The sequence below is a fragment of the Rhodospirillales bacterium genome (genome assembly GCA_016699855.1).
Taxonomy (GTDB): Bacteria; Pseudomonadota; Alphaproteobacteria; order Reyranellales; family Reyranellaceae.
The window spans coordinates 3,819,237-3,841,037 of sequence record CP064988.1 but is presented as its reverse complement, the minus strand read 5'-3'; the positions used below and the strand labels follow the sequence as shown (position 1 = coordinate 3,841,037).

Genomic DNA, 21,801 nt, shown 5'->3' with positions numbered 1-21,801 from the left:
GGGCCGCGCTACGCCGCGCGGCCCGCCGCCGGCCCTACTTGTTGGCGGCCTCGAAGTCCTTGAGCAGCTTGTTGCCGCGGGCGACGGCGTCGTCGAGCGCCTGCTTGGCGGTCTTCTTGCCGGCCCACACCGACTCCAGCTCCTCGTCCATCACGTCGCGGATCTGCACGAAGCTGCCGATGCGCAGGCCTTTGGAGTTCTCGGTCGCCGGGTTCAGCTCGAGCTGCTTGACGGCGATGTCGCGGCCCGGGTTGGTCTTGTAGAAACCGGCCTTCTCCGTGATCTCGGCGGCCGACACGCTGATCGGCACGTAGCCCGTCTCCTGGTGCCATTTCGCCTGCACGTCGCCGCGCGACAGGAAGGTGAAGAACTTGGCGACGCCGGCGTACTCCTCCTTCGGCTTGCCGGTCAGCGTCCACAGCGTGGCGCCGCCGATGATCGAGTTCTGCGGCTTCGCCGCGACGTCCGGCCAGTACGGCATCATGGCGATGCCGATCTTGTCGGCGCCGAGCGCCTTGGTGATCGCGGACGCCGAGGCCGACGACCCGATGTGCATGGCGCATTCGCCGGCGTTGAAGATCGCCGTCGACTTGCCCTCGCGGCCGCCGTAGACGAAGACCTTGTCCTTGCCCCAGTCGGCCAGCGTCTGGATGTGCTTGACGTGCGCCGGGCTGTTGAACTTCAGCTCGATGTCGAGGCCGCCGAAGCCGTTGGCCTTGGTGGCGAACGGCAGATTGTGCCAGGCGCCGAAATTCTCGATCATCGTCCAGGTCTGCCACTGCGGCGTGAACCCGCACTTGGCGCCCGACGCGACCAGCTTCTTGCCCATCTCGCCCAGTTCGGGCCAGGTCTTGGGCGGGACGTTCGGGTCGAGGCCGGCCTTCTTGAACAGCTCCTTGTTCCAGTACAGCACCGGCGTCGAGGAGTTGAACGGCATCGACAGCAGCTTGCCGTCGGTCGTCGAGTAGTAGCCGTAGACCGGCCCGATGTAGGTCTTGGGGTCGAACGGCTCCTTGGCGTCGGCCATGAGCTGGTGCACCGGATAGATGGCGCCCTTGGCCGACATCATCGTGGCGGTGCCGACCTCGAACACCTGGACGATGTGCGGATGGGCGTTCTGGCGGGCGCGGAACGCGGCGATCGCCGCCGTCAGGGTCTCGGTGTAGGAGCCCTTGAACACCGGCACGACCTTGTACTCGGTCTGCGACTTGTTGAAGGCGTCCGCCAGCTGGTTGACCGTCTCACCGAGGTTGCCGCCCATGGCGTGCCACCACTGGATTTCCTTCTGGGCGCTGGCCGGCGCGGCGGCCAACAGCATGCCGGCGGCGGTGGCGAGAATTCTGGTGCGCATGTCCCGTCGTCTCCCTCGTGACGTTCGATCGAGGGCACCGCGTAGGGCGCCGTCGTCACCGCTTGGTTGCGGTTTGATGACGGTCACGTTACCCGGCGCGCCCGCCGGCGGAAAGGGGGGAAAAACGATCGGACGGCCGGCCGCGGGAACGTCAGGCGCCGATGGCGGCGATGATCGCGTCCGGCGCGTCGGTGATCACGCAATCCGCGCCCCATCCGACCAGGGTCGCGGCCAGCGCGGGGTCGTTGATCGTGTAGACGCTCAACAGGTAGCCGGAATCCTTGATCTCCTTGGCGCGGGCGGCGGCCAGCTTGCCGCCGTTGGTGTTGACGCCGACCGCGCCGACCGCCTCGGCGCGGGCGCGCCAGTCGTCCTTCAGCTCGTCGATCAGGATGGCGCGCGGATACTCCGGGGCGGCGTCGCGGGCCGCCGCCAGCGCCGCATCCTTGAAGCTGGACAGCAGCGGCGTCGGCAGCGACGCCGGCCACAGGCGCCGCAGCGCCCCGACGACCGCCCGGCCGGTCTCCTCGATCCTGCCGGCGCAAGGCTTGATCTCGACGTTGGCCCCCAGCCCCTCAGCCGCCAGGCATGCGACCGCCGCCTCGAACGACGGCACGGTCTCGCCCGCGAAGCGCGGGTCCTTCCAGGCGCCGGCGTCGAGCGCGCGGATATCGGCCCAGGGCGTCGCGGCCACCGGCCGGTCCATTCCGGCCGTGCGCTTCAGCGAGTCGTCGTGCATCAGCAGGAGCGTGCCGTCGGACGACAGCTTGACGTCGAACTCGACCCAGGTGGCGCCGCGCCGGCGCGCCTCGCGCAGCGACGCCAGGGTGTTCTCCGGCGCGTAGGTGGCGGCGCCACGGTGGCCGACGACACGGGGAAGACGGAGCGGTGCGAGGGTCATCGTCGCACGATAGGGCCGCCGCGACGCGGCTTCAACGGGCCCCTACTCCCGGCCGACGCGGCGCGGTATGCGTGCGCGACGACACGCCACGAAGGACGCCATGACGATCTTCGATTCGCTACGCCTCGATGGAAAGCGCGCGCTGGTGACCGGCGCGGGACGCGGGCTGGGCTGGGAGATCGCACGGGCGCTGGCCGAGGCCGGCGCCCACGTCCTGCTCAACGGCCGAGACGCCGCCCGCCTGGCGCCGCGCGTCGCGGAGCTGCGTGGCGCGGGCCTCGCCGCCGAGGCCTCGGCGTTCGACGTCGCCGACGCGGCCGCCGTCGAGCGCGCGGCGGCGGCGGCGGAACCGATCGACATCCTCGTCAACAACGTGGGCGCGCGGGACCGCCGCTCGATCCGGCGGATGGACGCCGACGATTTCGCCCGGCTGGTCGCTGTCGACCTGACCGCAGCCTACCGCCTGACGCGGGCGCTGCTGCCGGGCATGGCGGAGCGCGGTTCCGGCCGCGTGCTGATGGTGACGACGGTGGTGGCCGAGCTGGCCGCGCCCGGCGACCCCGCCTACATCGCCGCCAAGGGCGGGCTCGCGGCGCTGACGCGCGCCATCGCCGCCGAGTACGGCCGCCACGGCGTGACCTGCAACGCCATCGCGCCGGGCTTCTTCGCCACCGAGACCAACCGCGACTGGTCGCGCACCGAGGTCGGCGCGCGCTGGGCGGCGCGCGTGCCGCTGGGACGCTGGGGCGAACCCGCCGAGATCGCGGGCGCCGCGCTGTTGCTCGCGTCGCCCGCCGGCGCCTTCATCAACGGCCACACGCTGGTGGTCGACGGCGGCGTCGCCGCGACGCTGGGCGTGGGGTGACGCCGCCTGACGCCCGCGGCGCGTCCGCCGCGCCGATCAGCCGCCTTGCGTCTTGGCCGCGGCTGAGGAAGGTCGGAGTCCGTGGCCCCATCGCGCGGCCGCCAATGAAGGCCGGGGAGTGATTCGATGCGGATATTCAGCGCGCTCGCCGCGGCGGCGCTCGTGTTCGGGTCCGCCGGCGCCGCGCAGGCCGCCGGCGGCGCGCCGCACGTCGACGGCGCGAAGCTCGGCTTCCTCTGGGTCGTCCCGTTCGTCGGCATCCTGCTGTCGATCGCGATCATGCCGCTGGCCGCGCCGGGCTTCTGGCACCATCATTTCGGCAAGGTGTCTGCGGCCTGGGCGGCCCTGTTCATCGTCCCCTTCGCCGCGTTCGCGGGGATCGGCGTCGCGAGCTACGAGCTGCTGCACACGCTGGCGCTGGAGTACGTCCCGTTCATCATCCTGCTGCTGGCGCTGTTCACCGTCGCCGGCGGGATCCGGATCACGGGCAACCTGCACGGCTCGCCGTCGCTGAACACCGCGCTGCTCGCGATCGGCACGGTTCTCGCCGGCTGGATCGGCACGACCGGCGCCTCGATGCTGCTGATCCGCCCCGTCATCCGCGCCAACGACGACCGCCGCCACAAGACCCACGTCTTCGTGTTCTTCATCTTCCTCGTGTCCAACGTCGGCGGCGCGCTGACGCCGCTCGGAGACCCGCCGCTGTTCCTCGGCTTCCTCAAGGGCGTCGACTTCTTCTGGCCGACCACCCACCTCTTCGCCGAGATGCTGTTCTGCGCGATCGTGCTGCTCGGCGGCTTCTACGCCCTCGACCGCTACTGGTACTCCAAGGAGGGCCACCTGCCGCGCGATCCGACGCCGGATAGCCCCATCCGGATCGAGGGCGGCGTCAACGTCGTTCTGATCCTCGCGATCATCGGCGCGGTGCTGATGAGCGGCACGTGGAATCCCGGCGTCAAGTGGACGGTCTACCACGTCGACATCGAGCTGCAGAACGTCGTCCGCGACGTGCTGCTGCTGGCGATCACGGCGCTGTCGCTCAAGCTGACGCGCCAGGAGACGCGCGACGGCAACGGGTTCAGCTGGGGGCCGATGCTGGAGGTCGCCAAGCTGTTCATCGGCATCTTCCTGACGATCATCCCGGCCATCGCGATCCTGAAGGCCGGCAAGGACGGCGCGTTCGGCCCGCTGGTGGCGCTGGTCACGCGCCCGGACGGCACGCCGATCAACGCGTGGTACTTCTGGCTGGCGGGCGGCCTGTCGAGCTTCCTCGACAACGCGCCGACCTACCTCGTCTTCTTCAACCTGGCGGGCGGCGACGCGGCGAACCTGATGGGGCCGATGGCCTTGACGCTGGCCGCGATCTCGTCCGGCGCGGTGTTCATGGGGGCCAACACCTATATCGGTAACGCTCCCAACTTCATGGTCAAGGCGGTGGTCGAGGATTCGGGCATCCGAATGCCGAGCTTTTTCGGCTACATGGCGTGGTCGTGCGGCATCCTGGTGCCGATCTTCGTCGTGATGACGTTCGTGTTCTTCCGCTGATCGGCGCCGGCCGCCAGCGGCGTCAGAACCTCATCTTCTCGCGCACCACCGCGGCGATCGGCGCGAGCGAATCGCGGTCGAGGTCGCCGGTCAGCGCGTAGCCGAGCGGCCCCTCCAGCCAGAACAGCGAGCGCACGTTGTCGCGGTCGCGGAACTGCACCGTCGTGCCCTCGTTCCTGGCGTTGGAGACGAGGTACACCATGACGCGCTTTCCGGCCGCGTTCTCGTAGACGAACAGGCAGGCCGGGCCGGCGGCGGTGCTCGCCAGCAGTCGGCCGCCCAGCAGCTTCCAGCCCAGCGGCGCCAGGTCCGGCGGCCGGACCTTGGTCTTCATCTTGTTGCTGAGCCAGTTGGTCAGGTGGTCGACCTCGGCGGCCGGCACCTCGACCACGTGCCGCCGCTCGGAGATGTAGACGCGGTAGGCGCTCGCGGCCTCGAGCGGCAAGGCGGCGCTGAGGCTCGGCGGCGTCTCCGCCGGCGCGCCGACCCCGCCCCAGCGGGCGGCGCCGAAGCCGACGGCGCCGCCGACCATCAGCCAGGCGGCGGCCGCCGCGAGGCGCATCGCCCACGGCGCGAAGCCGCCGCCGGACGCGGCGGTCCCGCGGCGCGCCTTCTCCAGCGTCCGGCGCATCGCCGGCGGCAACGGCTCGTGCAGCACCGGATCGAAGGCGTGGCGCAGGGCGGCGTTCTGCGCCGACCAGTCGGCGGCGCGAGCCGCCGCCTCGGCGTCGTCGACCAGCAACGCCTCCAGCGCCCGGCGCGCGTCGGCGTCGAGCTGGCCGTCGACATAGGCGTGCAGGTCGTCGTCCCGCACGCCCGGCCGGTCGGACCCGGACGCGCTCATACCGCCCTCCTCGGCTCGGCGGCGGGGCCGCCGGCCATCAAATCGCGCAGCCTGTCGCGAGCCCGCGAGAGGCGCGACATGACCGTACCGAGCGGAATGCCGAGGACTTCCGCGACCTCGGCGTACCGCAAGCCCTCCAGCGCCACGAGCAGCAGCACCTGGCGCTGCTCCTCGGGCAACTGCTTGAGCGTCGCGAACGTCTGCCGCGCCGACAGCTCCTCGAACTGCGACGCCGCCCGCGACGGTTCCGGCACGTCGTCGATCGCGGCCAGCCGGGGACGGCTCGCCACGCGACGGCGGTCGTTGGCGTGCAGGTTGTGCATGATCGTGAACAACCACGCCCGCAGATTGCCCTCGCGCCACTGGTGGGCGCGCTCCAGCGACCGTTCCAGGCAGTCCTGGACCAGGTCGTCGGCGTTGTGCGCGTCCCCTGTCAGCGCGCGCGCGTAGCGGCGCAGGGCGGGAACGTGCTGGGGCAGCTGTTCGGCGACCGCGTTCACGGACGCAATACAACCCGACACGCCGGCAGGTCCGCAAGGTGAATTCCCCCGACGGACGCCGCCAATCCGATAAACACAGACGCGGGGCCGTCTATTCCGCCGCGGCGCGAAATTCCCCGACGGCGGGGTGACCTGCTTCTGTTAAGTAACTCGAACGAACCCATCGACTCCGGCTGGACGGCCCCCAGGCATGCGTAGCGAACTCGACGTCATCCTGCGGCCGGAGCTGGCGGCCGTGCTGGCGACGGCGCTGATCGCCGGCTTCGTGCGCGGTATGGCCGGTTTCGGCGCCGGGCTGGTGCTGACGCCTGTGTTCTCGGCGCTCTACACCCCGGCGCTGGCGGTGCCCTCGCTCGGGCTGGCGGACTTCACCATGAACATGCGCAACACGCTGGGGGCGATGCGGCGATGCGACTGGCGCGAGGTCGGCCCCTTGGCCGCCGCCGCCGTCCTCGCGCTGCCGTTCGGCGGATACCTGCTGGCGACGGTCCGGCCCGACTTCCTGCGCGTCGGCATGTCGTTGTTCATCCTGTCGGCGATCGGGCTGCTGGCCAGCGGTTGGCGCTACCGCCGCAAGCCCGGCCTGACGATGACGGCGGCGGTCGGCATCGTCGCCGGACTGGCCGGAGGCGCGATGGGGTTCGCCGGACCGCCGGTGGCGGTGTTCTGGCTGGGCGGACAGGCCGACGCCGCGCGCGCCCGCGACAACATCATGGCGCTGTTCGGCGTCACCGGCACGGTGTCGCTGGCGGTCTACGTCTGGAACGGTCTGTTGACGCCGGTCGTGTTCCTGTTCGCGCTGGCGTTGGCGCCGGTCTACGCCGCCGGGCTGCATCTCGGCGGCCGCGCCTTCAAGCGCCTGCCGGAACGGACGTTCCGGGCGCTTTCCTACGCGTTGATCGGCGCCGTGGCGGCGGCCACGCTGGTGGTCGCCCTGCTGCCGTGAGCCTCCCGAGCGCGGTTCACGCGGAGGTCCGCGTCCTTCCTTGCGCGAAATCCGGGAAAACGCGTAAACCACCGTCACGTCAGGAGTCATCCAGGGAACATTGGTCAAATGCAGTTCGACGACGTCATCCTCGGCCGCCGGAGCATCCGCGGCTACAAGCCCGATCCGGTGCCGAGGGCGCTGATCGAGGAGATCATCGGTTTGGCGATGCGCGCGCCGTCGTCGATGAACACCCAGCCTTGGAATTTCTACGTCGTCACCGGCGAGCCGCTGAACCGGATCCGCGCCGGTAACACCGAGAGGATGGTGGCCGGCGTACCGCAGTCGCGCGAGTTCCGCACGGGCCGGGGCTTCACAGGCCACCACCGCGACCGGCAGGTCGGCGTCGCCAAGCAACTGTTCTCGGCGATGGGGATCGCGCGCGACGACAAGGAGATGCGCCAGGACTGGGTGCTGCGCGGTTTTCGTCAATTCGACGCGCCGGTGTGCGTGATCGTGACCTACGACCGCGTGCTGGACGGCAGCGACGACACGCCCTTCGATTGCGGCGCCGTCGCGACCGCCCTGGTGAACGCCGCATGGTCCCGCGGGTTGGGCGCCGTGATCAACAGCCAGGGCATCATGCAATCTCCCGTGGTGCGCGAGCACGCCGGGATAGCCGACGACCAGGTCATCATGAAAAGCATCGCGCTGGGCTGGCCGGACGAAACCTTCCCCGCCAATGCGGTGGTTTCCGAACGCAAGTCCGTCGACGAAGCCACGGTGTTCGTAGGCTTCGACGACTAGGCTCCACGCCGCGGGCTAGACGACGCGGAAGTTCTTGAACTGCCAGGGGTCGGAGGCGTCGATGTCCTCCGGGAACAGACCGCCCCGGCCCTGAAGCGGCGTCCAGTCGCCGTACCGCCCGACCACCGGGCCCAGATACGGCATGCAGATCTCGAGGTTGCGGTCGAAATCCATCTCGTCGGCCTCGACCACGCCCCGGCGCGGGTTCTCCAGCGCCCACACGATGCCCGACAGCACCGGCGCGCAGACCTGCAGCGAGGTCGCGTTGTTGTACGGCGCCAGCCTGCGGGCCTCGTCGATCGACAGCCGCGAGCCGTACCAGTAGGCGCCCTTCTCGTGGCCCATCAGCAGCACGCCGAGCTCGTCGATCCCCGATTCGATCTCCTCGACGATCAGCCGCTGGCGCTTCTGCTGCGCCAGGTTCTTCCCCGCGATCTCGTGCATCGACATGATCGCCTGGTCGCACGGGTGGTACGCGTAGTGCACCGTCGGCCGGTAGACCACGCGGCCGCGCTCGCGCACGGTCAGGTAGTCGGCCATCGAGATCGACTCGTTGTGCGTGATGATGAAGCCGTGGAACGGCCCCTCCAGCGGTGTCCACGTCCGCACCCGCGTCAGCAGGCCCGGCCGGTTCAGGTAGATCGCCGCGTCGCAGCCGAAATCGTGCCGCTTGCCGTCCGGCGGCAGCCGCTTCTCGTGCGTGCCCCAGCCGAGTTCGGCCGGCTGGCCGCCCTCGCTGATGAAGCCGTCGATCGACCAGGTGTTGACGAACTCGCCGACCTCCTTGGGGCGGGCCGACACCTGGGTGTCGCGCTCGGCGACGTGGATGACCTTGATCCCGAGCGCGCGCGACAGCGCCGCCCAGCCCTCGCGCGTGGTCGGCGCCGCCACCGGCTTTCCGGTGTCGCGCGCGATGTTGAGCAGCGCGCGCTTGGTGAAGTGCGACACGAGGCCCGGGTTGGCGCCGTGCGCGACGACGGCGGTCGGGCCGCCGGCGTACTTCGTCTTCAACGCCAGCGCGGTCTCGCGCAGCGCGTAGTTCGAGCGCAGCGACACCGACAGGTTCGGATCGGTGTAGCCGCCCGGCCACGGCTCGATGCAGGTGTCGAGGTAGAACGCGCCCTTCGCCTGCGCGAACTCGACCAGCGCCGTCGAGGCGACCTCGACCGACAGGTTGACGATGAAGTCGCCGGCGCCGACCAGCGGGGCCAGCGCGGCACGGTAGTTGGCGCGGGTCAGCCGCTTGCGGATGAAGGTGACGCCGTAGCGCGCCAGCTCGGCCTCGCCGCCCCGGTCCTCGGCCGAGATCACGGTGATCTGCGACGGCTTCACCGCGATGTGCCGCAGGATCAGCGGCAGCACGCCCTGGCCGATCGAGCCGAAGCCGATCATCACCATGCGGCCGCCGAACGCGCAGTGCCGGCGGCCGCCCGCCGCGCCCGCGCGCCGCCTCGCCGTCTTCGCGACCTTTTTAGCCATGTCCCGTCTCCTGGAGATGCCGGCCGACGCCGCGTCCCTAAACGACGACGGGGCCCTTCTCAAGGCCCCGTCGTTCCGGCTCCCGCGCCAAGGGCGCGGAAGTTCAGATGCAGTGCGTCTTCAGCGGCGCGAAGCCGTTGAACGCCACCGAGGCGTACGTCGTCGTGTAGGCGCCGGTCGCCAGGATGTCGACCTTGTCGCCGACCTTGAGCGCCAGCGGCATCTTGTACTCGGTCTTCTCGTACAGGATGTCGGCGCTGTCGCAGGTCGGACCGGCGAGCACGACGGGCCCCGACCGCCCGCCGTCGTAGGGCGTGCGGATGCGGTACTTGATGCTCTCGTCCATCGTCTCGGCGAGACCGCCGAACTTGCCGATGTCGAGGTAGACCCAGCGCTTGCGGTCGGTCGACGACTTGCGCGAGATCAGCACCACCTCGGACTGGATGATGCCGGCGTCGCCGACCATCGACCGGCCCGGCTCGATGATGACCTCCGGCATGCGGTTGCCGAAGTGCTTCACAAGCGCGCGCTGGACCGCCTCGCAGTAGGCGTCGACCGGCTTCACCTCGGCGCGGTAGCGCGCCGGGAATCCGCCGCCCAGATTCACCATCTTGAGGTCGACGCCGACCTCGGCCAGCGCGAAGAACATCTGCGACACCTGGCCCAGGGCGCGGTCCCACTGCTCGAGGTCGGTCTGCTGCGAGCCGACATGGAACGAGATCCCGTAGGCGTCGAGCCCGAGGTCGTGGGCGCGGCGGAGCAGGTCCTTCGCCATCTCCGGCGAGCAGCCGAACTTGCGCGACAGCGGCCACTCGGCGCCGCCGCAGTCGACCAGCACGCGGCAGAACACGCGCGCGCCGGGCGCCGAGCGGGCGAGCTTCATCAGCTCCGCGTCGCTGTCGAACGCGTACAGGCGCACGCCCTGCTGGTGGGCCCAGGCGATGTCGCGCTCCTTCTTGATCGTGTTGCCGAAGGAGACGCGGTCGGCGGTGACGCCGACGGCGAGGCACTGCTCGATCTCGCCGCGGCTCGCCGTGTCGAAGTTCGAGCCGAGCTTGCCCAGCCGGCCGAGCACCTCGGCCGCCGGATTCGCCTTCATGGCGTAGAAAATCTTCGCCTGCGGCAGCAACTCGCGCATGCGCTTGTAGTTGTCCTCGACGATGTCGAGGTCCATCACCAGGCAGGGCGTCTCGGGCTGCTTCTCGCGCAGAAAGCGCTGGATACGGTCGGTCATTTCCGGAAAATCCTCGTCGAATAGAAATACGTCCGCCGGCCGCGCGTGCGGCCGGGCTCAACGAACTCCCGCCACGCCCCTCGGGCGCTCAGCGGGAGGAGGACGTACTCGACAACGGGTTCTTGCGGCCGATCAGCGTCACGTACGCGGCGCGGACGCGGGCGGCGGGAACGACGATACGGAAACGAGGCTCGCGCCCCGCACGGAACGTATGCATGACCAAGGTCCCTTTCGGAGCCGGTTCTGGGCCGGCATATCCAAGAAGGACGCTTTCCGTCGTTGCATAACCACAAGGGCCATAGGCACGTGCGTGGGCGTCTGCTCGCTTAATTACGCCCAATTGTGTCATTCGCAAGCGCAAACTACGCCATTACGGGGATTCACGGGAAAACCGTCGAATTTTTTCCGGGAGCGTTGCAGACGCGCAACACTCCGGCGCCCCGGCGTCAGCCGCGCCCCGTCGAGGCGCCAGGCGCCGGCGACCGGATGGCGGCGGCGAGGATGGTCGTCGCGACCAGAAGCGCCGCGCCGGCGGTGATCGCCCACGGCACGCCGACGCGGTCGGCGACCACGCCCCACGCCACCTGGCCCACCGTCATGCTGCCGAAGAAGACGAGCTGGTGCACCGCCATCGCCCGTGCCCGCACCCACGACGGCAGCAGCGACTGCACCGCCACGTTGTTGTTGGCGATCACCACCATCCAGCAGCCGCCCGCGACCGCCAGCGCGACGCCGACCACGACCGGATGGAGGCTCTGCGCGGCGGCCACCATCGCCGCGGCGCTCAGCAGCATGGCGCCGATATTGGCGCGGTCGGGCCCGAACAGAGCGTTGACGCGCGGCAGCATCATCGTGCCGGCGACGGCGCCGACGCCGAAGCTCGAGAACAGGACACCGTAGGCCGTGGCGTCGAGATGGAGGTAGTCGCGGCCGAGCAGCGGCAGCATCGTGGAGAAGGCGATCGCCGGCATGAAGAAGCAGGCGCCGCGCGCCCACACCGCGTGGAGCGCCGGCGCGCCGCGCACGAAGGCGATGCCCGACAGGAAGCCCTGGACGAAGGATTCGCGGCGCTGCGCGGCGCGCGCCTCCGACGGGCGCCGCCAGCGCGCGATGGCGTAGATCACCGACGAGAACGTGCAGGTGTTGACGGCGAACAGCGCCACCGCGCCGAACAGCCCGTGCAGCAGCTGGCCGATCACCGGCCCGACGGTGCGCGCCAGGTTGAAGCCGGCGCTGTTGAGCGCGATGGCCTGCGGCAGGTGTTTGGACCCGACGATCTCCGGCACCACGGCGTGCCACGCCGGCGCGTTGACGGCGTTGCCGATGCCGACGCAGAAGATCAGCGCCAGCAGGTTCCAGTGGTTGAGGTGGCCGGTCCACGCCAGCACGGCCAGCGCCGCGGCGGCGGCCATCATCCACCCCTGGCAGCACAGGATGTAGACGCGCCGGTCGAAGCGGTCGGCCAGCACGCCGGCGGGGAACCCGAAGAAGAACACCGGCACGGTCGTCGCCGCCGCCAGCGCGGCCACGAACAGCGCCTTGTCGTCGGCCGGCGCCAGCTCGGTCATGATCCAGCCGGCGCCCGCCGTCTGCATCCAGCCGCCGACGTTGGACACGACGTTGGCGATCCACAGGCGGCGGAACGCCGGCAGACGCAAGGGGCCCCAGAACGGCGGCGGGCCGCCGGGGTCGGTCTTGGGTTCGGGCGGCGCGGGATCGGACATCGGGCCGGCGGCGGCGGCTTTCGGAGGTGCGGCGGTGGCGTGGTCGGCGCGACCTTACCGGCCGCCCCGGCCGCTGTCATGGAACGCCGGCGCATGACCGACGCGCGCCCCGGCCGACGGCGCGCGCCGCGAAATTGCCGCGATGGCGCGCGCGGAGCCCGTGCTATAGCGGCGCGCGAAAGGACCGCGCCGAATGAAAGCAATCCTGTTGAGCGCCGGACAGGGCTCGCGCCTCGCGCCGCTCACCGCCGACCGACCGAAATGCCTGCTCGAGGTCGGGCACCAGACGCTGATCGACTGGCAGCTCGAGGCGCTCAAGCGCTGCGGCGTGCCCGAGGTCGCCGTCGTGATCGGCTTCCAGGCCGAGATGATGGAGGCGCATCTGGCGCGCCACGACGCGCCGGGCTTCCGCGTGCGGCCGCTGTTCAACCCGTTCTACAAGGTGGCCGACAATCTGGGTTCGTGCTGGATGGCGCGCGATGAGATGCGGGACGACTTCCTGATCGTCAACGGCGACACCCTGTTCGAGACCGAGATCGCGCGCCGCGTGCTGGCCAGCCCCGACGCGCCGATCACCATCACCATCGACCGCAAGCCGGCCTACGACGAGGACGATATGAAGATCGTCGAGGAGGACGGCGCGCTGAAGGCGGTCGGCAAGAAGCTGCCGCTGGACACCGTCAACGGCGAGTCGATCGGCATGCTGCTGTTCCGGGGACGCGGCCCGAAGCTTTTCACCGACACGGTCGAGGCGATGATGCGCACGCCCGACGGCGCCAAGGTCTGGTACCTGCAGGCGATCGACCGGCTGGCCCGCACCGGCGTCGTGCGCACGCGGCTGATCCACGGGCTGCGCTGGGGCGAGGTCGACTCTCTGCCCGACCTCGACCGCGCCCGCGCGATGGTCGCGGAGTGGCCGGACCGGCGGACGGCGTGAGCCGTCCACCGTGCCCGACGCTCAATCCGCGCGCAGGTCGCGGTCCATGACCGTGATGCGCTCGCCGCGGTAATCCCGGCTCTCCAGGGTCCGCCAGCCCAGCCCGGCGTAGAGCGCCGGCGCCGAGGCGGTGAAGAGGTACAGCCGGCGGTGCCCCAGCCGCGCCGCCAGCCCCTCGATGGCGCGCACCAGCGCCGAGGCGACGCCGCGGCCGCGCTCCTCCGGCGGCACGTAGACGCTGGCGAGCCAGGGATTGCGCGGGTCGCCCTCGAGGTCGTCGTCCATCAGCGTCGCGGTGCCCACCACGCGCCCGTCCGCCTCGAGCGCCACGACGATCGAGGGGACCGCGTCGACGTTCATGCCGGCGCGGACGCGCGCGACGCGGCCCGCGAGCGTCTGGCCGGCGTTGAGATGACCCCATTCGCCGAACGTCCAGCGCGCCACGAGATCGAGGAGGTCCGGCCGCTCCGCCAGCGGCAGGATCCGCCCGCCGAACGGCGCCGGAGCCATCGCCGTCGTCCCGCTACTTCAGGCCGCGCAGGAAGGCCGTGCGCGTCCTGGCGGCGTCCATCAGGAACGCCATGTCGCTGCCCGACAGCAGGAAGCGCGCGCCCATGGCGATGTATTTCTGCATGACCGGCGGGTTGTAGACGCCGCCCATGCCGGCCCATTTGCCGTGCTTGCGGCACGCCGCGATGGTGGTCTCGTAGGCCTTGGCGACCTCGGGATGGTCGATCTGGCCGGGCAGGCCCATCTCGGTGGTCAGGTCGTTGGTGCCGATCAGCAGCACGTCGACGCCGGGAACGGCGGCGATGGCGTCGGCGTTGGCGATCGCCGTCGGCGTCTCCAGCATCACGACGACCAGCAGCGCGTCGTTCACAGCCTTGGTGGCCTCGGCCGGCGGCACGGCGCGGAACTCGAGCTGCGGCATGGCGCCGGCGACGGAGCGGTGCCCGACCGGCGGATAGCGCAGGCGGTCGGCGACGACGCGCGCCTCCTCGGCGGTGTCGACATGGGGGACGACGATGCCCATGGCGCCGCCGTCGAGCGCGCGGGTGGCCATGTCGAACTGGCCGTAGGGCACCCGCACGATCGGCGCGATGCCGACGCCGTTGGCGGTGACGGCGATCTGCACCGCCATGTCGATGCCCATCGAATTGTGCTCGAGGTCGATGAACAGCCAGTCGAAACCGGCGGTCTTCATCGCCGGCGCGATATCGACCGTGCGGGCCTGCCGCAAACCGACGCCCAGCGACACCTCGCCCCGCTCCAGCCGCGCACGCGCGGGATTGACCAGTTCCACCATGTCTTCCTCCCCCTCGATGCCGGCGCAGTCTCGGCGGGAACCGCGCGCGCCGGCAACACCTATCCGCGGGCGGCGAGGATGCGCTCGACCTGGGCGAGATCGGAGGGCTTGTCGACGTCGATGGCGGCCTCCGGCATGGGCATCACCACGGCGCGGCCGCGCACGCCCGCGATCCGCGACAGCGCCGCGAACGCGCCGTCGAGGTCGAGGCGGCCCAGCGCGTAGCGCAGCAAGGGGCCCGGTCCGATACGCGCGGCGATGCGCCACGGCCGCTTGCGGTGGCGCTCCATCTGGACCCAGAACGCGACCGCCCTCTCCGCCTCGGGCCGCGCGAAGGCGAACAGGTTGCAGCCGGAATACCCCTCGCCGCCCAGCCGGAAGTAGGTGCGGATCGACTCCGGATGGGCGCGCTGGAGCGCGCTGCGGGTCGCCAGCCCGACCGCGACATCGCAACCGGCCGGCACGCCGGCGAGGAACGCCTCGACCATCGCCGGCGTCAGCAGCGCGTGGTCGCTGGTCGTCACCAGCAGCGGGAACGGGGCGCCCAGGCCGCTCAGCGCGCCGGCGACCGTGAGCGCCGGCGACTCCGCGACCGGCAGCAACGTCACCGCGCCGCGCTCCACGGCGGCGGCCAGCTCGGGCAGCGCGTCGACGATGGCACGGCCATCCACCGCCAACGCCACCCGCGCCACCGACGGCGAAGCCGCCAGCGCGTCGAGCACGCGCAGCAGCATCGGCCGGCCGGCGACCACGGCCAGCGCCTTGTGCGCCACGCCGGCCGCCCGCGCCACCGGATCGACAGCGCCGCGGCTGCCGGCCAGCACGAGGGCGGTGTAGGCGCCGGTCACGCGGGTTCCGGGGGCCGGTGCTCCCCTGCTCGAGGCCGGCACCGGCAAGCGGGAGACGGCGGAACGACCCGTGTCACGCCAGCGCCTTCTCGTAGATGCGGTGGATCTTATGCACCTTGCCGCCCACGCTCTTGATGATGTTGTTCGTCGCCTTGTTGTCCTCGAGGATCCAGCCCAGCTCGGCGAAGGTCTTGCCCAGCCCCTTGCCGTTCTCGCGCAGCTCGTCGATCGCGATCATCGCCAGGCCGGCCCCCAGCAGGGGATGGTTCCGGAACTTCTTGCGCACGCCCATCAACGGAACGCGCGCCGTGCGCGGCTTGTCGACGAACAGCCGCCACGCCAGCTTGGCCCAGCCGAACGGCAGCAGCCGGCCGTCGAGGTCGCGGATCGCCTCGTTGAGGTTGGCCAGCGCCACGATGAAGGCCACGGTCTCGCCGTCGACGTCGACGAACACCGCCAGCTTGGGGATCACCACCGGCTTCAGCGTCTTCACGGCCGAGGCGATCTCGGCCTCGGTGAACGGCACGTAGCCCCAGTTGTCGGCCCAGGCGTCGTTGAAGATGTCGAGCAGCGTGCGCACCTCGGCGTCGAAGCGCTTCATGTCGACGGTGCGCACCTTGACGCGCTCCGCGATGCCGCCGCGCTCGATCAGCTTGCGGCCCAGGGTCCGCGGCGCGTTGACGACGTCGTAGTCGTAGGACAGCACGTCCTTGATCTTGGCGTAGCCGAGCGACTCGACCCGCGCCTGCGCGTAGCGCGGATGGTAGGGCACCAGCAGCATCGAGCGGCGGTCGAAGCCCTCGATCATCAACCCGACCTCCTCGTTGATCGACAGGCTGAACGGGCCGGTCGCGCGGACCATCCCCTCGCCGCGCAGCCACGTCTCGGCGGCGTCGAGCAGCGCGGCGTAGACCTCGGGGTCGTCCTCGGCGTCGAGGCAGCCGAAATGGCCGGTCGAATCGGCGTAGCGGTCGAGATAGGCCTGGTCGATCTGCGCCGATATCCGGCCGACCACCCGGCCGTCGCGGCGCGCCAGCCAGAACCGCGCCCTGGCGTGGCTGAAATAGGGGTTCTTCGACGGGCTGAACGTGTCGCGGCGCTCGATGTCGAGATGCGCGACGTAGCCGGCGTGGCCCTTGTAGAGCCGCTTCGGCAACGCGATGAAGTCGCGCCAGTCCGCGCGCGACTCGACGACCGAGACGGCGAGCGCCTCCGCCATCGCGGTCAGGCCGCCTTGTCGGCGTCGCGCTGCGCGGCCGGGGGCGGCGCGCCGCCATCGCCGTAGCCGAGATCGGCGCCGATCGCCTCGGCGCCGGCGTGCGGCGTGTGCGGCTTCCAGCGACGGCCGTCGGCGCCGACGCGGATGCCGCCCTCGGACAGCGCCGCGACCCATGGATAGCGCGTCGCCATGCGCTCGTCGTAGCCGAGGTTGAACACGGTGGCGCTTTTGGGCTTGTCGCGGGCGGTGTCGTAGAACGTGCCCAGCGCGCGGTCGACCACGAAGTTGGTGATGCCGTGGTTGCCGTTCTCGTTGTGGAAATGGTGCAGCAGATGCAGGCGCTTCATGTCCTGCATCCATTTCAGCGCCGGCTTGTAGTTGAGGTGCTGGGTGCTGTGGCAGAACTCGTAGAAGCACGTCGTCAGCAGCGCGCCGGCGACGCAGGCGGCCGATCCGGCCGGCCCCGCGATCAGCCAACCCAGAGGCGCCGTGACCGCGAGGATGGTCGGCAGGGTCGTGTACAGCGCCCCGAACAGCACGCCGAGGTTATGCGGGTCCTGGTGGTGGTCGAAGTGGATGCGCTTCCACACCGGCGCGGTCAGCGCGTTCTTGTAGAGGTAGTTCCCGTGCAGCACCCACCTGTGCAGCCCGTACCAGACGGCGGGATAGACGACGACCGCGGCGATGCCCGCAGCCGCGACGCGTCCGATCCATTCGGCGTCCCACGCCGGCATCCAGCGCACGGTCAGATACAGCGCCGCCGCCGCCAGGGTGAAATAGGCCGCCACGGCGTAGTGCGTGAAATAGGCGCGCACGAGGTCGCGCATGGTCATGCGCGAGAGATTGTAGCGGTCGCCCGCCCAGAAGCCGATGCGCAGCACGACCGTGACGCTCCGGAACGATCGGCGCGCGCGTCGGCGCGGCGCCGGAGGGGTTCATCTTCGTTGCCGGCAATCTAGGAGCGCCGGCCGGCCGCATCAAGGCGCGCCGCCGCCGAAGTCCGTAACCTTCCGTCGCACTTCGTGAGCGGCCGGCCGTCACAGGCGGCAGTACGCGGTGGTGAAGATCTGCATGGGACGGCCGACGGCGGCGGTGCCGACGAGGAACGCGCTCTGCGCCTCGTCGGCCTCGTCCGCCCGCGGCACGCCCAGCGACGCCACCGGCGTGACGGCGCCCTGCGACATCGCGCCGACGCTGAAACCGGGCGCCGCGAGCCGCTCGCCGGCAGGGCACACGATCTGGAACAGCATCTCCGTCCCGGCCGGCGCCTTCAGCGCGCCGCTCGCCCACTCGCACCGGATGTAGGTCGCTGGACGCGCGCCGGCACGCACCTCCACCGTTTCCACGACGCCGATGCCCCAGCCCGCGTGCGCCGCGGCGGCCACGCAGAACCGCGGCGCCTGCGCGACCGCTCCACCGGCGGTGGAGGCCACGCACGCGGCGACGGCGAGCAGCTTGAGACGACGCATCGCGACCTCCCGGCGCGGGCCCTCGGCCCGGATCGACGTCCTCAGACCGTTCCTTGCGGCCGCTCGCGGCGGGCGAGAATCCAGATCGTGCGCAAAACGTGCCACACCACGGTGAGCCCCTGCCAGACGACGATCAGCGCGAAGGTCTCGCGGCCGTAGCCGGCGGCGAGGCCGACGAGGAACAGCGGCAGATTGACGTTGCGCCGCGAGATCAGGCCGCGCGCGATGCGGTCGATGGCGGCGTGGGCGTGCAGACCCCGGCCGTGGACGGCCTTGTACACGGCCAGCACGTGGCGGTCGGCGACGTAGAGGACGATCAGCGCGCAGGTCCACAGGAACAACGGATCGCGCTGGATCGCCCCCTGCTCCCACGCCAGCGCCCACGGCAGGCCGGACAGGCCCAGCGCCCAAGCGGCGTACCAGAACGGCGGATGCACGATGTCGAGCCCGTGGTCGAGGACATTGCCCAGCGGCGAGGCGGTGAAGGTGACCCGGGCCACCTTGCCGTCGACCGAGTCGAGCACGCTCATCACGTAGGCGAGGAAGAAGCCGGCCACCCACCAGCCGGCGGCGAAGCACGGCACGGCGGCGAAGGTGGCGGCGATGCTCACCCAGGTGATGGTGTTGGGATGCACCCGCCAGCGCGTCGCCAGCCGGGTCATCGGCCAGACCAGGAATGGATAGACGTAGCGCGTGAAGACGTCGGTCGAGCCCTTGTAGCTGGCGTCGAACATGAAGCGCTCGACCGCGTCGCGGCGCGCCGGCGTGTCGACGCGGCGCACCCAGAACGGCACATCGCGGCGCTGCACCGCCAGATGGGCGTCGAACTCGCCGGCCGCCGGCGCGCGCGCGGCGCCGGCGGCGACGAGCGCGCCGGCCAAAGCGGCGACGGAGGTGGCGGGCGGCAGCGTGGTCCCGGGCGTCACCAGCAAACAGAGATCGCCGGCCTCGCCGCGCGGATCCCAAGCCCCGTAGAGCGTCGACCAAAGTTCCGGTAGCGCGCGCGGCACCTCGGCGGCGTCGCCCAGCGCCACGACACCGTCGAGCTTCGCGGCCTGCGCGAACAGGCGCGGATCCACCACGCGGTCGCCCGACACGGCGAACACCGGACCGCCACCGGCGGCCAGATAGGCCGCGAGGCGGGCGGCGACGTCGCCGGGCGACGGACCGATCCGGACCGGCGGCAAGCCGACGCCTTCGGGCAACGACGGCGGTGGCGCGTCGCCCGAATCGATCAGGATGTCGCCCGCCGCGACGCCGGCCTTCAGGGCGGCGCGGACATGGCGCTCGAGCGGCGACATGCCGAACAGCGTCGGCGCGTCCCGCCCGGCGGCGGCGTCGATCCACACGCGCATCGGCGGTTCCTAGACGTGGCGCACGGGCCCTCCGCCCGTCGCCGGGCGGAGAGGAAGGGAATCGGTGACGGCCGCCATCGCCGCTACAACCCTTCGACGCGCAGCAGCACGCTGCCGCCGACGCTGGCGAAGATCAGGGCGGGCGCCCACGCCGACACGATCGGCAGCACGGCTCCGGACTCGCCCAGCGCCTGCGCCACGCCGTCGACGATGAAGAAGAGGAATCCCAGCGCCACGCCGGCGGCCAGCCGCGAGCCGAGGCTGGCCATGCGGACATGCGCCTGCGCCACCGGCGCGGCCAGCAGCACCATGATGAAGATCACGGCGGGCAGCGCGAAGCGGCGGTGCAGCCATGTGTCGTAGACGAAGGACGGACGCGTGCCGACCGTGTCTCCGGTCCGCAGCGTGGCCAGCTCGCGCGCCGTGAACTGCCCGGAGAGCGCCGCCAGGTTGAAGAAATCGCCGGGCCGCAGAGTCGTCTTCCAGATCCATTCCGGCTGCCGCGTCGACGAGGGGCCGCGCGGGTCGATCGTGTGCGTCACCACGTTCTCGAGCCGCCATTGGCCGCGCTGGAACCGCGCCGATTTGGCGACGATGCGCTCGACGATGTTCGACTGCGCGTCGCGCCGCATCAGCGTCACGCCGGAGAGCGTGCGTCCCTCGCGCTGCACGGCGACGACGTTGACGATGTACACGGGGTCGCGCAGCCACACGCCTTTCTCGGCGTTGCGGGCGCTTGCGTCGTCCTCCGAGCGGTCGATCTCGTAGCGCGCCAGGCGCTTCTTGGCCCACGGGCTGAGCTGGTCGGCGATCGCGAAGTGGGTCAGCGCGACCAGGGCGGTCGCCGGCAACAGCAGCAGCAGCATGCGGTAGAACGACATGCCGGCGGCCTTGAACGCGGTGACCTCGTTCTGCCGCGCCAGCGCCAGCAGCGTCAGCAGCGCCGCCAGCAGCGTCGCGAACGGGGTGATCAGGACGATCACCTCCGGCGTCTTGAACAGCATGTAGCGCGGCACCACCGCGAAGCCGTCGCCGTAGCGCTTCTCGATCGTGTCTGCGTTGTTGAGCGCGTCGAACAGCAGCAGCATCGCGCCGAAGCCGAGGACGATCAGCGCCAGCCGCCGCAGGAACAGGACGGTGAGATAGCGACCGGAGACGCCCAGCATGCCGGCCTCCCCTAGCCGCGGCCGAAGACGCGGCGCAAGCCGCCGGCGGCGCTCTCGCGCAGCCGCTCGGTCGCCGCGAAGGCCGCCTCGACGGGATTGTCGCGCGGCCGCTCCTTGACGATCCAGAACAGCCAGACGCTGAACGCGAAATTGAGGACGAACGGCGTCCACAGGCCGAGCCAGGGCGGGATCTTGCCGTAGTCGGCGCCCTTCTCCCCGAACTGGAGGAGGTAGTTGTAGAACGCCAGCATGACCACGCCGGCGACCAGGCCGACGGCGCGCTGGCTGCGCCGCGACGCCAGGCCCAGCGACATCGCCATGAACGGCAGGCAGAGCAGCGACAGCATGCGCACCAGGCGGGAGTGCATCTCGGACTGCAGGCGCCGGCCGCGGTAATCGTGGCGCTTGGCGCCCGTCGGGCACACCCAGTCCCACGGCGCCCCGCCGGTCGCCACGTCGGCGCGGCGCTTCGAGAACAGCGCGCCGTTGAGATGGAGCTGGCAGACCAGCTCGGTCATCGTCAGCACGCGCTCGCCGATCGGCGGCGCGTAGGAGTCGCCGGCGGCGACCTCCATCGGCAGGTCGAAGCGGTCGAACGACAGCACCGTGAGCTTCTCGGAGTCGCGGTGCGATTCCACGCGCCGGCCGTTGCGCAGCTTGAGCAGGATCTGGCCGTCGTCGGGCAGGCGCGCCGCCTCGCCGGTCTCGGCGGTCATGGTGATGGCCCCGCCGTCCGGCTTGCGCTGGTGGACGAACACTCCCTTGAGCGTGCGGCCGTCCGGCGCGATGTCCTCGATCAGCACGGTGAAATTGCCCAGCCCGTTGAAGAAGGAGCCCTTCTCCATCGCGAGGTCCCAGGCGGAATTGGTCGCGGCCCACATCAGCGCCCGGAACTGGTAGCGGGTCAGCGGCTGGAGCCACCCGATCAGCACGATCATCACGAGCGTCAGCAGCGCGGTCAGCCATAGGATCGGCCGCAGCAGCCGGGTCAGCCCGACGCCGGCCGATTGCAGGGCGTCGAGCTCGCTGTCGCCGCTGAGACGGGCCGCCGTCAGGGTGACGCCGAGGAACAGCGCCAGCGGCAGCGCCAGTCCGAGGTAGTGCGGGATCAAGTTGGCCAGCAGCTTCAGCACCAGCAGGATCGGCCCGCCCTGGCTGACCATCAGTTCCATCAGACGGACCATCCGGTCCATCAGCAGCGCCACCAGCGCGATCGCGATCGACGCGCCAAGCGGCACCAGCGTGCGCTCGAGCACGTAGCGGTCGATGCGGCTGAGCCAGCCGCCGTTCAGCGGAGGGGTGGTGGCGGAGGATGTCACGGCCGGC

At 70.8% G+C, this 21,801-nt stretch carries 21 protein-coding genes; 5 read left to right on the top strand and 16 right to left on the bottom strand.

Features of this window, described 5'->3' with window-relative positions:
- Positions 1-34 precede the first annotated feature (34 nt).
- On the bottom strand, positions 35-1,351 hold the full coding sequence (gene ugpB, locus IPK81_18115; GenBank protein QQS11473.1) for a sn-glycerol-3-phosphate ABC transporter substrate-binding protein UgpB: 1,317 nt from the start codon (positions 1,349-1,351) through the stop codon (positions 35-37).
- A gap of 151 nt (positions 1,352-1,502) precedes the next feature.
- A complete protein-coding gene (ugpQ, locus tag IPK81_18110; GenBank protein QQS11472.1) occupies positions 1,503-2,252 on the bottom strand; it encodes a glycerophosphodiester phosphodiesterase in 750 nt (249 codons plus the stop codon).
- A 100-nt stretch (positions 2,253-2,352) separates the two neighbouring features.
- On the opposite strand from ugpQ, the gene IPK81_18105 reads away from it, so the two are divergent.
- Entirely contained in the window at positions 2,353-3,117 is a 765-nt protein-coding gene (locus IPK81_18105; protein QQS11471.1) for an SDR family oxidoreductase, read from the top strand.
- Positions 3,118-3,243: 126 nt separating this feature from the next.
- On the top strand, positions 3,244-4,662 hold the full coding sequence (locus tag IPK81_18100) for a sodium:proton antiporter (GenBank protein QQS11470.1): 1,419 nt from the start codon (positions 3,244-3,246) through the stop codon (positions 4,660-4,662).
- 22 nt (positions 4,663-4,684) lie between these two features.
- Here IPK81_18100 and IPK81_18095 read toward each other — a convergent pair whose 3' ends face one another.
- On the bottom strand, positions 4,685-5,506 hold the full coding sequence (locus IPK81_18095; protein QQS11469.1) for an anti-sigma factor: 822 nt from the start codon (positions 5,504-5,506) through the stop codon (positions 4,685-4,687).
- A complete protein-coding gene (locus tag IPK81_18090; protein QQS11468.1) occupies positions 5,503-6,006 on the bottom strand; it encodes a sigma-70 family RNA polymerase sigma factor in 504 nt (167 codons plus the stop codon). The genes IPK81_18095 and IPK81_18090 overlap by 4 nt, the downstream gene beginning before the upstream one ends.
- Positions 6,007-6,196: 190 nt before the next feature.
- Between IPK81_18090 and IPK81_18085 the strand changes: the two genes are divergently transcribed.
- Positions 6,197-6,952 carry a sulfite exporter TauE/SafE family protein gene (locus IPK81_18085; protein QQS11467.1) on the top strand — a complete coding sequence of 252 codons (756 nt, stop codon included), beginning with the start codon at positions 6,197-6,199 and terminating at the stop codon, positions 6,950-6,952.
- A gap of 108 nt (positions 6,953-7,060) precedes the next feature.
- Entirely contained in the window at positions 7,061-7,738 is a 678-nt protein-coding gene (locus tag IPK81_18080; GenBank protein ID QQS11466.1) for a nitroreductase, read from the top strand.
- A 15-nt stretch (positions 7,739-7,753) separates the two neighbouring features.
- On the opposite strand, the gene IPK81_18075 is transcribed toward IPK81_18080, so the two are convergent.
- The 3 genes from IPK81_18075 to IPK81_18065 all read right to left on the bottom strand — a co-directional run bounded on the left by IPK81_18075 (position 7,754) and on the right by IPK81_18065 (position 12,175).
- Positions 7,754-9,217: a homospermidine synthase gene (locus IPK81_18075; GenBank protein QQS11465.1), complete on the bottom strand. Its 1,464-nt coding sequence runs from the start codon at positions 9,215-9,217 to the stop codon at positions 7,754-7,756.
- A gap of 103 nt (positions 9,218-9,320) precedes the next feature.
- A complete protein-coding gene (locus IPK81_18070) occupies positions 9,321-10,451 on the bottom strand; it encodes a type III PLP-dependent enzyme (GenBank protein ID QQS11464.1) in 1,131 nt (376 codons plus the stop codon).
- Between the two features lie 446 nt (positions 10,452-10,897).
- Complete coding sequence (locus tag IPK81_18065; GenBank protein QQS11463.1) at positions 10,898-12,175, bottom strand: MFS transporter; 1,278 nt, start codon at positions 12,173-12,175, stop codon at positions 10,898-10,900.
- A gap of 193 nt (positions 12,176-12,368) precedes the next feature.
- Here IPK81_18065 and IPK81_18060 point away from each other — a divergent pair, with 193 nt between their 5' ends.
- Positions 12,369-13,112: a phosphocholine cytidylyltransferase family protein gene (locus tag IPK81_18060; GenBank protein QQS11462.1), complete on the top strand. Its 744-nt coding sequence runs from the start codon at positions 12,369-12,371 to the stop codon at positions 13,110-13,112.
- Between the two features lie 21 nt (positions 13,113-13,133).
- On the opposite strand, the gene IPK81_18055 is transcribed toward IPK81_18060, so the two are convergent.
- The 9 genes from IPK81_18055 to lptF form a co-directional block, all read right to left on the bottom strand.
- A complete protein-coding gene (locus tag IPK81_18055; protein QQS11461.1) occupies positions 13,134-13,622 on the bottom strand; it encodes a GNAT family N-acetyltransferase in 489 nt (162 codons plus the stop codon).
- A gap of 13 nt (positions 13,623-13,635) precedes the next feature.
- A complete protein-coding gene (locus IPK81_18050) occupies positions 13,636-14,418 on the bottom strand; it encodes an aldolase (GenBank protein ID QQS11460.1) in 783 nt (260 codons plus the stop codon).
- A gap of 59 nt (positions 14,419-14,477) precedes the next feature.
- Complete coding sequence (locus tag IPK81_18045) at positions 14,478-15,266, bottom strand: nucleotidyltransferase family protein (GenBank protein ID QQS11459.1); 789 nt, start codon at positions 15,264-15,266, stop codon at positions 14,478-14,480.
- Positions 15,267-15,339: 73 nt separating this feature from the next.
- Positions 15,340-16,485 carry a dATP pyrophosphohydrolase gene (locus IPK81_18040; protein ID QQS11458.1) on the bottom strand — a complete coding sequence of 382 codons (1,146 nt, stop codon included), beginning with the start codon at positions 16,483-16,485 and terminating at the stop codon, positions 15,340-15,342.
- 5 nt (positions 16,486-16,490) lie between these two features.
- A complete protein-coding gene (locus tag IPK81_18035; protein QQS15169.1) occupies positions 16,491-17,318 on the bottom strand; it encodes a sterol desaturase family protein in 828 nt (275 codons plus the stop codon).
- 204 nt (positions 17,319-17,522) lie between these two features.
- Entirely contained in the window at positions 17,523-17,954 is a 432-nt protein-coding gene (locus tag IPK81_18030) for a hypothetical protein (protein QQS11457.1), read from the bottom strand.
- 41 nt (positions 17,955-17,995) lie between these two features.
- A complete protein-coding gene (locus IPK81_18025) occupies positions 17,996-19,309 on the bottom strand; it encodes a CDP-alcohol phosphatidyltransferase family protein (protein ID QQS11456.1) in 1,314 nt (437 codons plus the stop codon).
- A gap of 83 nt (positions 19,310-19,392) precedes the next feature.
- A complete protein-coding gene (gene lptG, locus IPK81_18020) occupies positions 19,393-20,475 on the bottom strand; it encodes an LPS export ABC transporter permease LptG (protein ID QQS11455.1) in 1,083 nt (360 codons plus the stop codon).
- Between the two features lie 11 nt (positions 20,476-20,486).
- Positions 20,487-21,794: an LPS export ABC transporter permease LptF gene (lptF, locus tag IPK81_18015; GenBank protein ID QQS11454.1), complete on the bottom strand. Its 1,308-nt coding sequence runs from the start codon at positions 21,792-21,794 to the stop codon at positions 20,487-20,489.
- Positions 21,795-21,801 lie beyond the last annotated feature (7 nt).

What these genes read in the sequence shown, in the direction of transcription:
- IPK81_18100 (QQS11470.1), top strand. Translation starts at nt 3,244, where the DNA reads ATGCGGATATTCAGCGCGCTCGCCGCGGCGGCGCTCGTGTTCGGGTCC.
- IPK81_18075 (QQS11465.1), bottom strand. Translation starts at nt 9,217, where the DNA reads ATGGCTAAAAAGGTCGCGAAGACGGCGAGGCGGCGCGCGGGCGCGGCG.
- IPK81_18060 (QQS11462.1), top strand. Translation starts at nt 12,369, where the DNA reads ATGAAAGCAATCCTGTTGAGCGCCGGACAGGGCTCGCGCCTCGCGCCG.
- lptG (QQS11455.1), bottom strand. Translation starts at nt 20,475, where the DNA reads ATGCTGGGCGTCTCCGGTCGCTATCTCACCGTCCTGTTCCTGCGGCGG.
- IPK81_18095 (QQS11469.1), bottom strand. Translation starts at nt 5,506, where the DNA reads ATGAGCGCGTCCGGGTCCGACCGGCCGGGCGTGCGGGACGACGACCTG.
- IPK81_18070 (QQS11464.1), bottom strand. Translation starts at nt 10,451, where the DNA reads ATGACCGACCGTATCCAGCGCTTTCTGCGCGAGAAGCAGCCCGAGACG.
- ugpQ (QQS11472.1), bottom strand. Translation starts at nt 2,252, where the DNA reads ATGACCCTCGCACCGCTCCGTCTTCCCCGTGTCGTCGGCCACCGTGGC.
- IPK81_18105 (QQS11471.1), top strand. Translation starts at nt 2,353, where the DNA reads ATGACGATCTTCGATTCGCTACGCCTCGATGGAAAGCGCGCGCTGGTG.
- IPK81_18080 (QQS11466.1), top strand. Translation starts at nt 7,061, where the DNA reads ATGCAGTTCGACGACGTCATCCTCGGCCGCCGGAGCATCCGCGGCTAC.
- IPK81_18065 (QQS11463.1), bottom strand. Translation starts at nt 12,175, where the DNA reads ATGTCCGATCCCGCGCCGCCCGAACCCAAGACCGACCCCGGCGGCCCG.
- IPK81_18025 (QQS11456.1), bottom strand. Translation starts at nt 19,309, where the DNA reads ATGCGCGTGTGGATCGACGCCGCCGCCGGGCGGGACGCGCCGACGCTG.
- ugpB (QQS11473.1), bottom strand. Translation starts at nt 1,351, where the DNA reads ATGCGCACCAGAATTCTCGCCACCGCCGCCGGCATGCTGTTGGCCGCC.
- IPK81_18035 (QQS15169.1), bottom strand. Translation starts at nt 17,318, where the DNA reads ATGACCATGCGCGACCTCGTGCGCGCCTATTTCACGCACTACGCCGTG.
- IPK81_18040 (QQS11458.1), bottom strand. Translation starts at nt 16,485, where the DNA reads ATGGCGGAGGCGCTCGCCGTCTCGGTCGTCGAGTCGCGCGCGGACTGG.
- IPK81_18050 (QQS11460.1), bottom strand. Translation starts at nt 14,418, where the DNA reads ATGGTGGAACTGGTCAATCCCGCGCGTGCGCGGCTGGAGCGGGGCGAG.
- IPK81_18030 (QQS11457.1), bottom strand. Translation starts at nt 17,954, where the DNA reads ATGCGTCGTCTCAAGCTGCTCGCCGTCGCCGCGTGCGTGGCCTCCACC.
- IPK81_18055 (QQS11461.1), bottom strand. Translation starts at nt 13,622, where the DNA reads ATGGCTCCGGCGCCGTTCGGCGGGCGGATCCTGCCGCTGGCGGAGCGG.
- IPK81_18085 (QQS11467.1), top strand. Translation starts at nt 6,197, where the DNA reads ATGCGTAGCGAACTCGACGTCATCCTGCGGCCGGAGCTGGCGGCCGTG.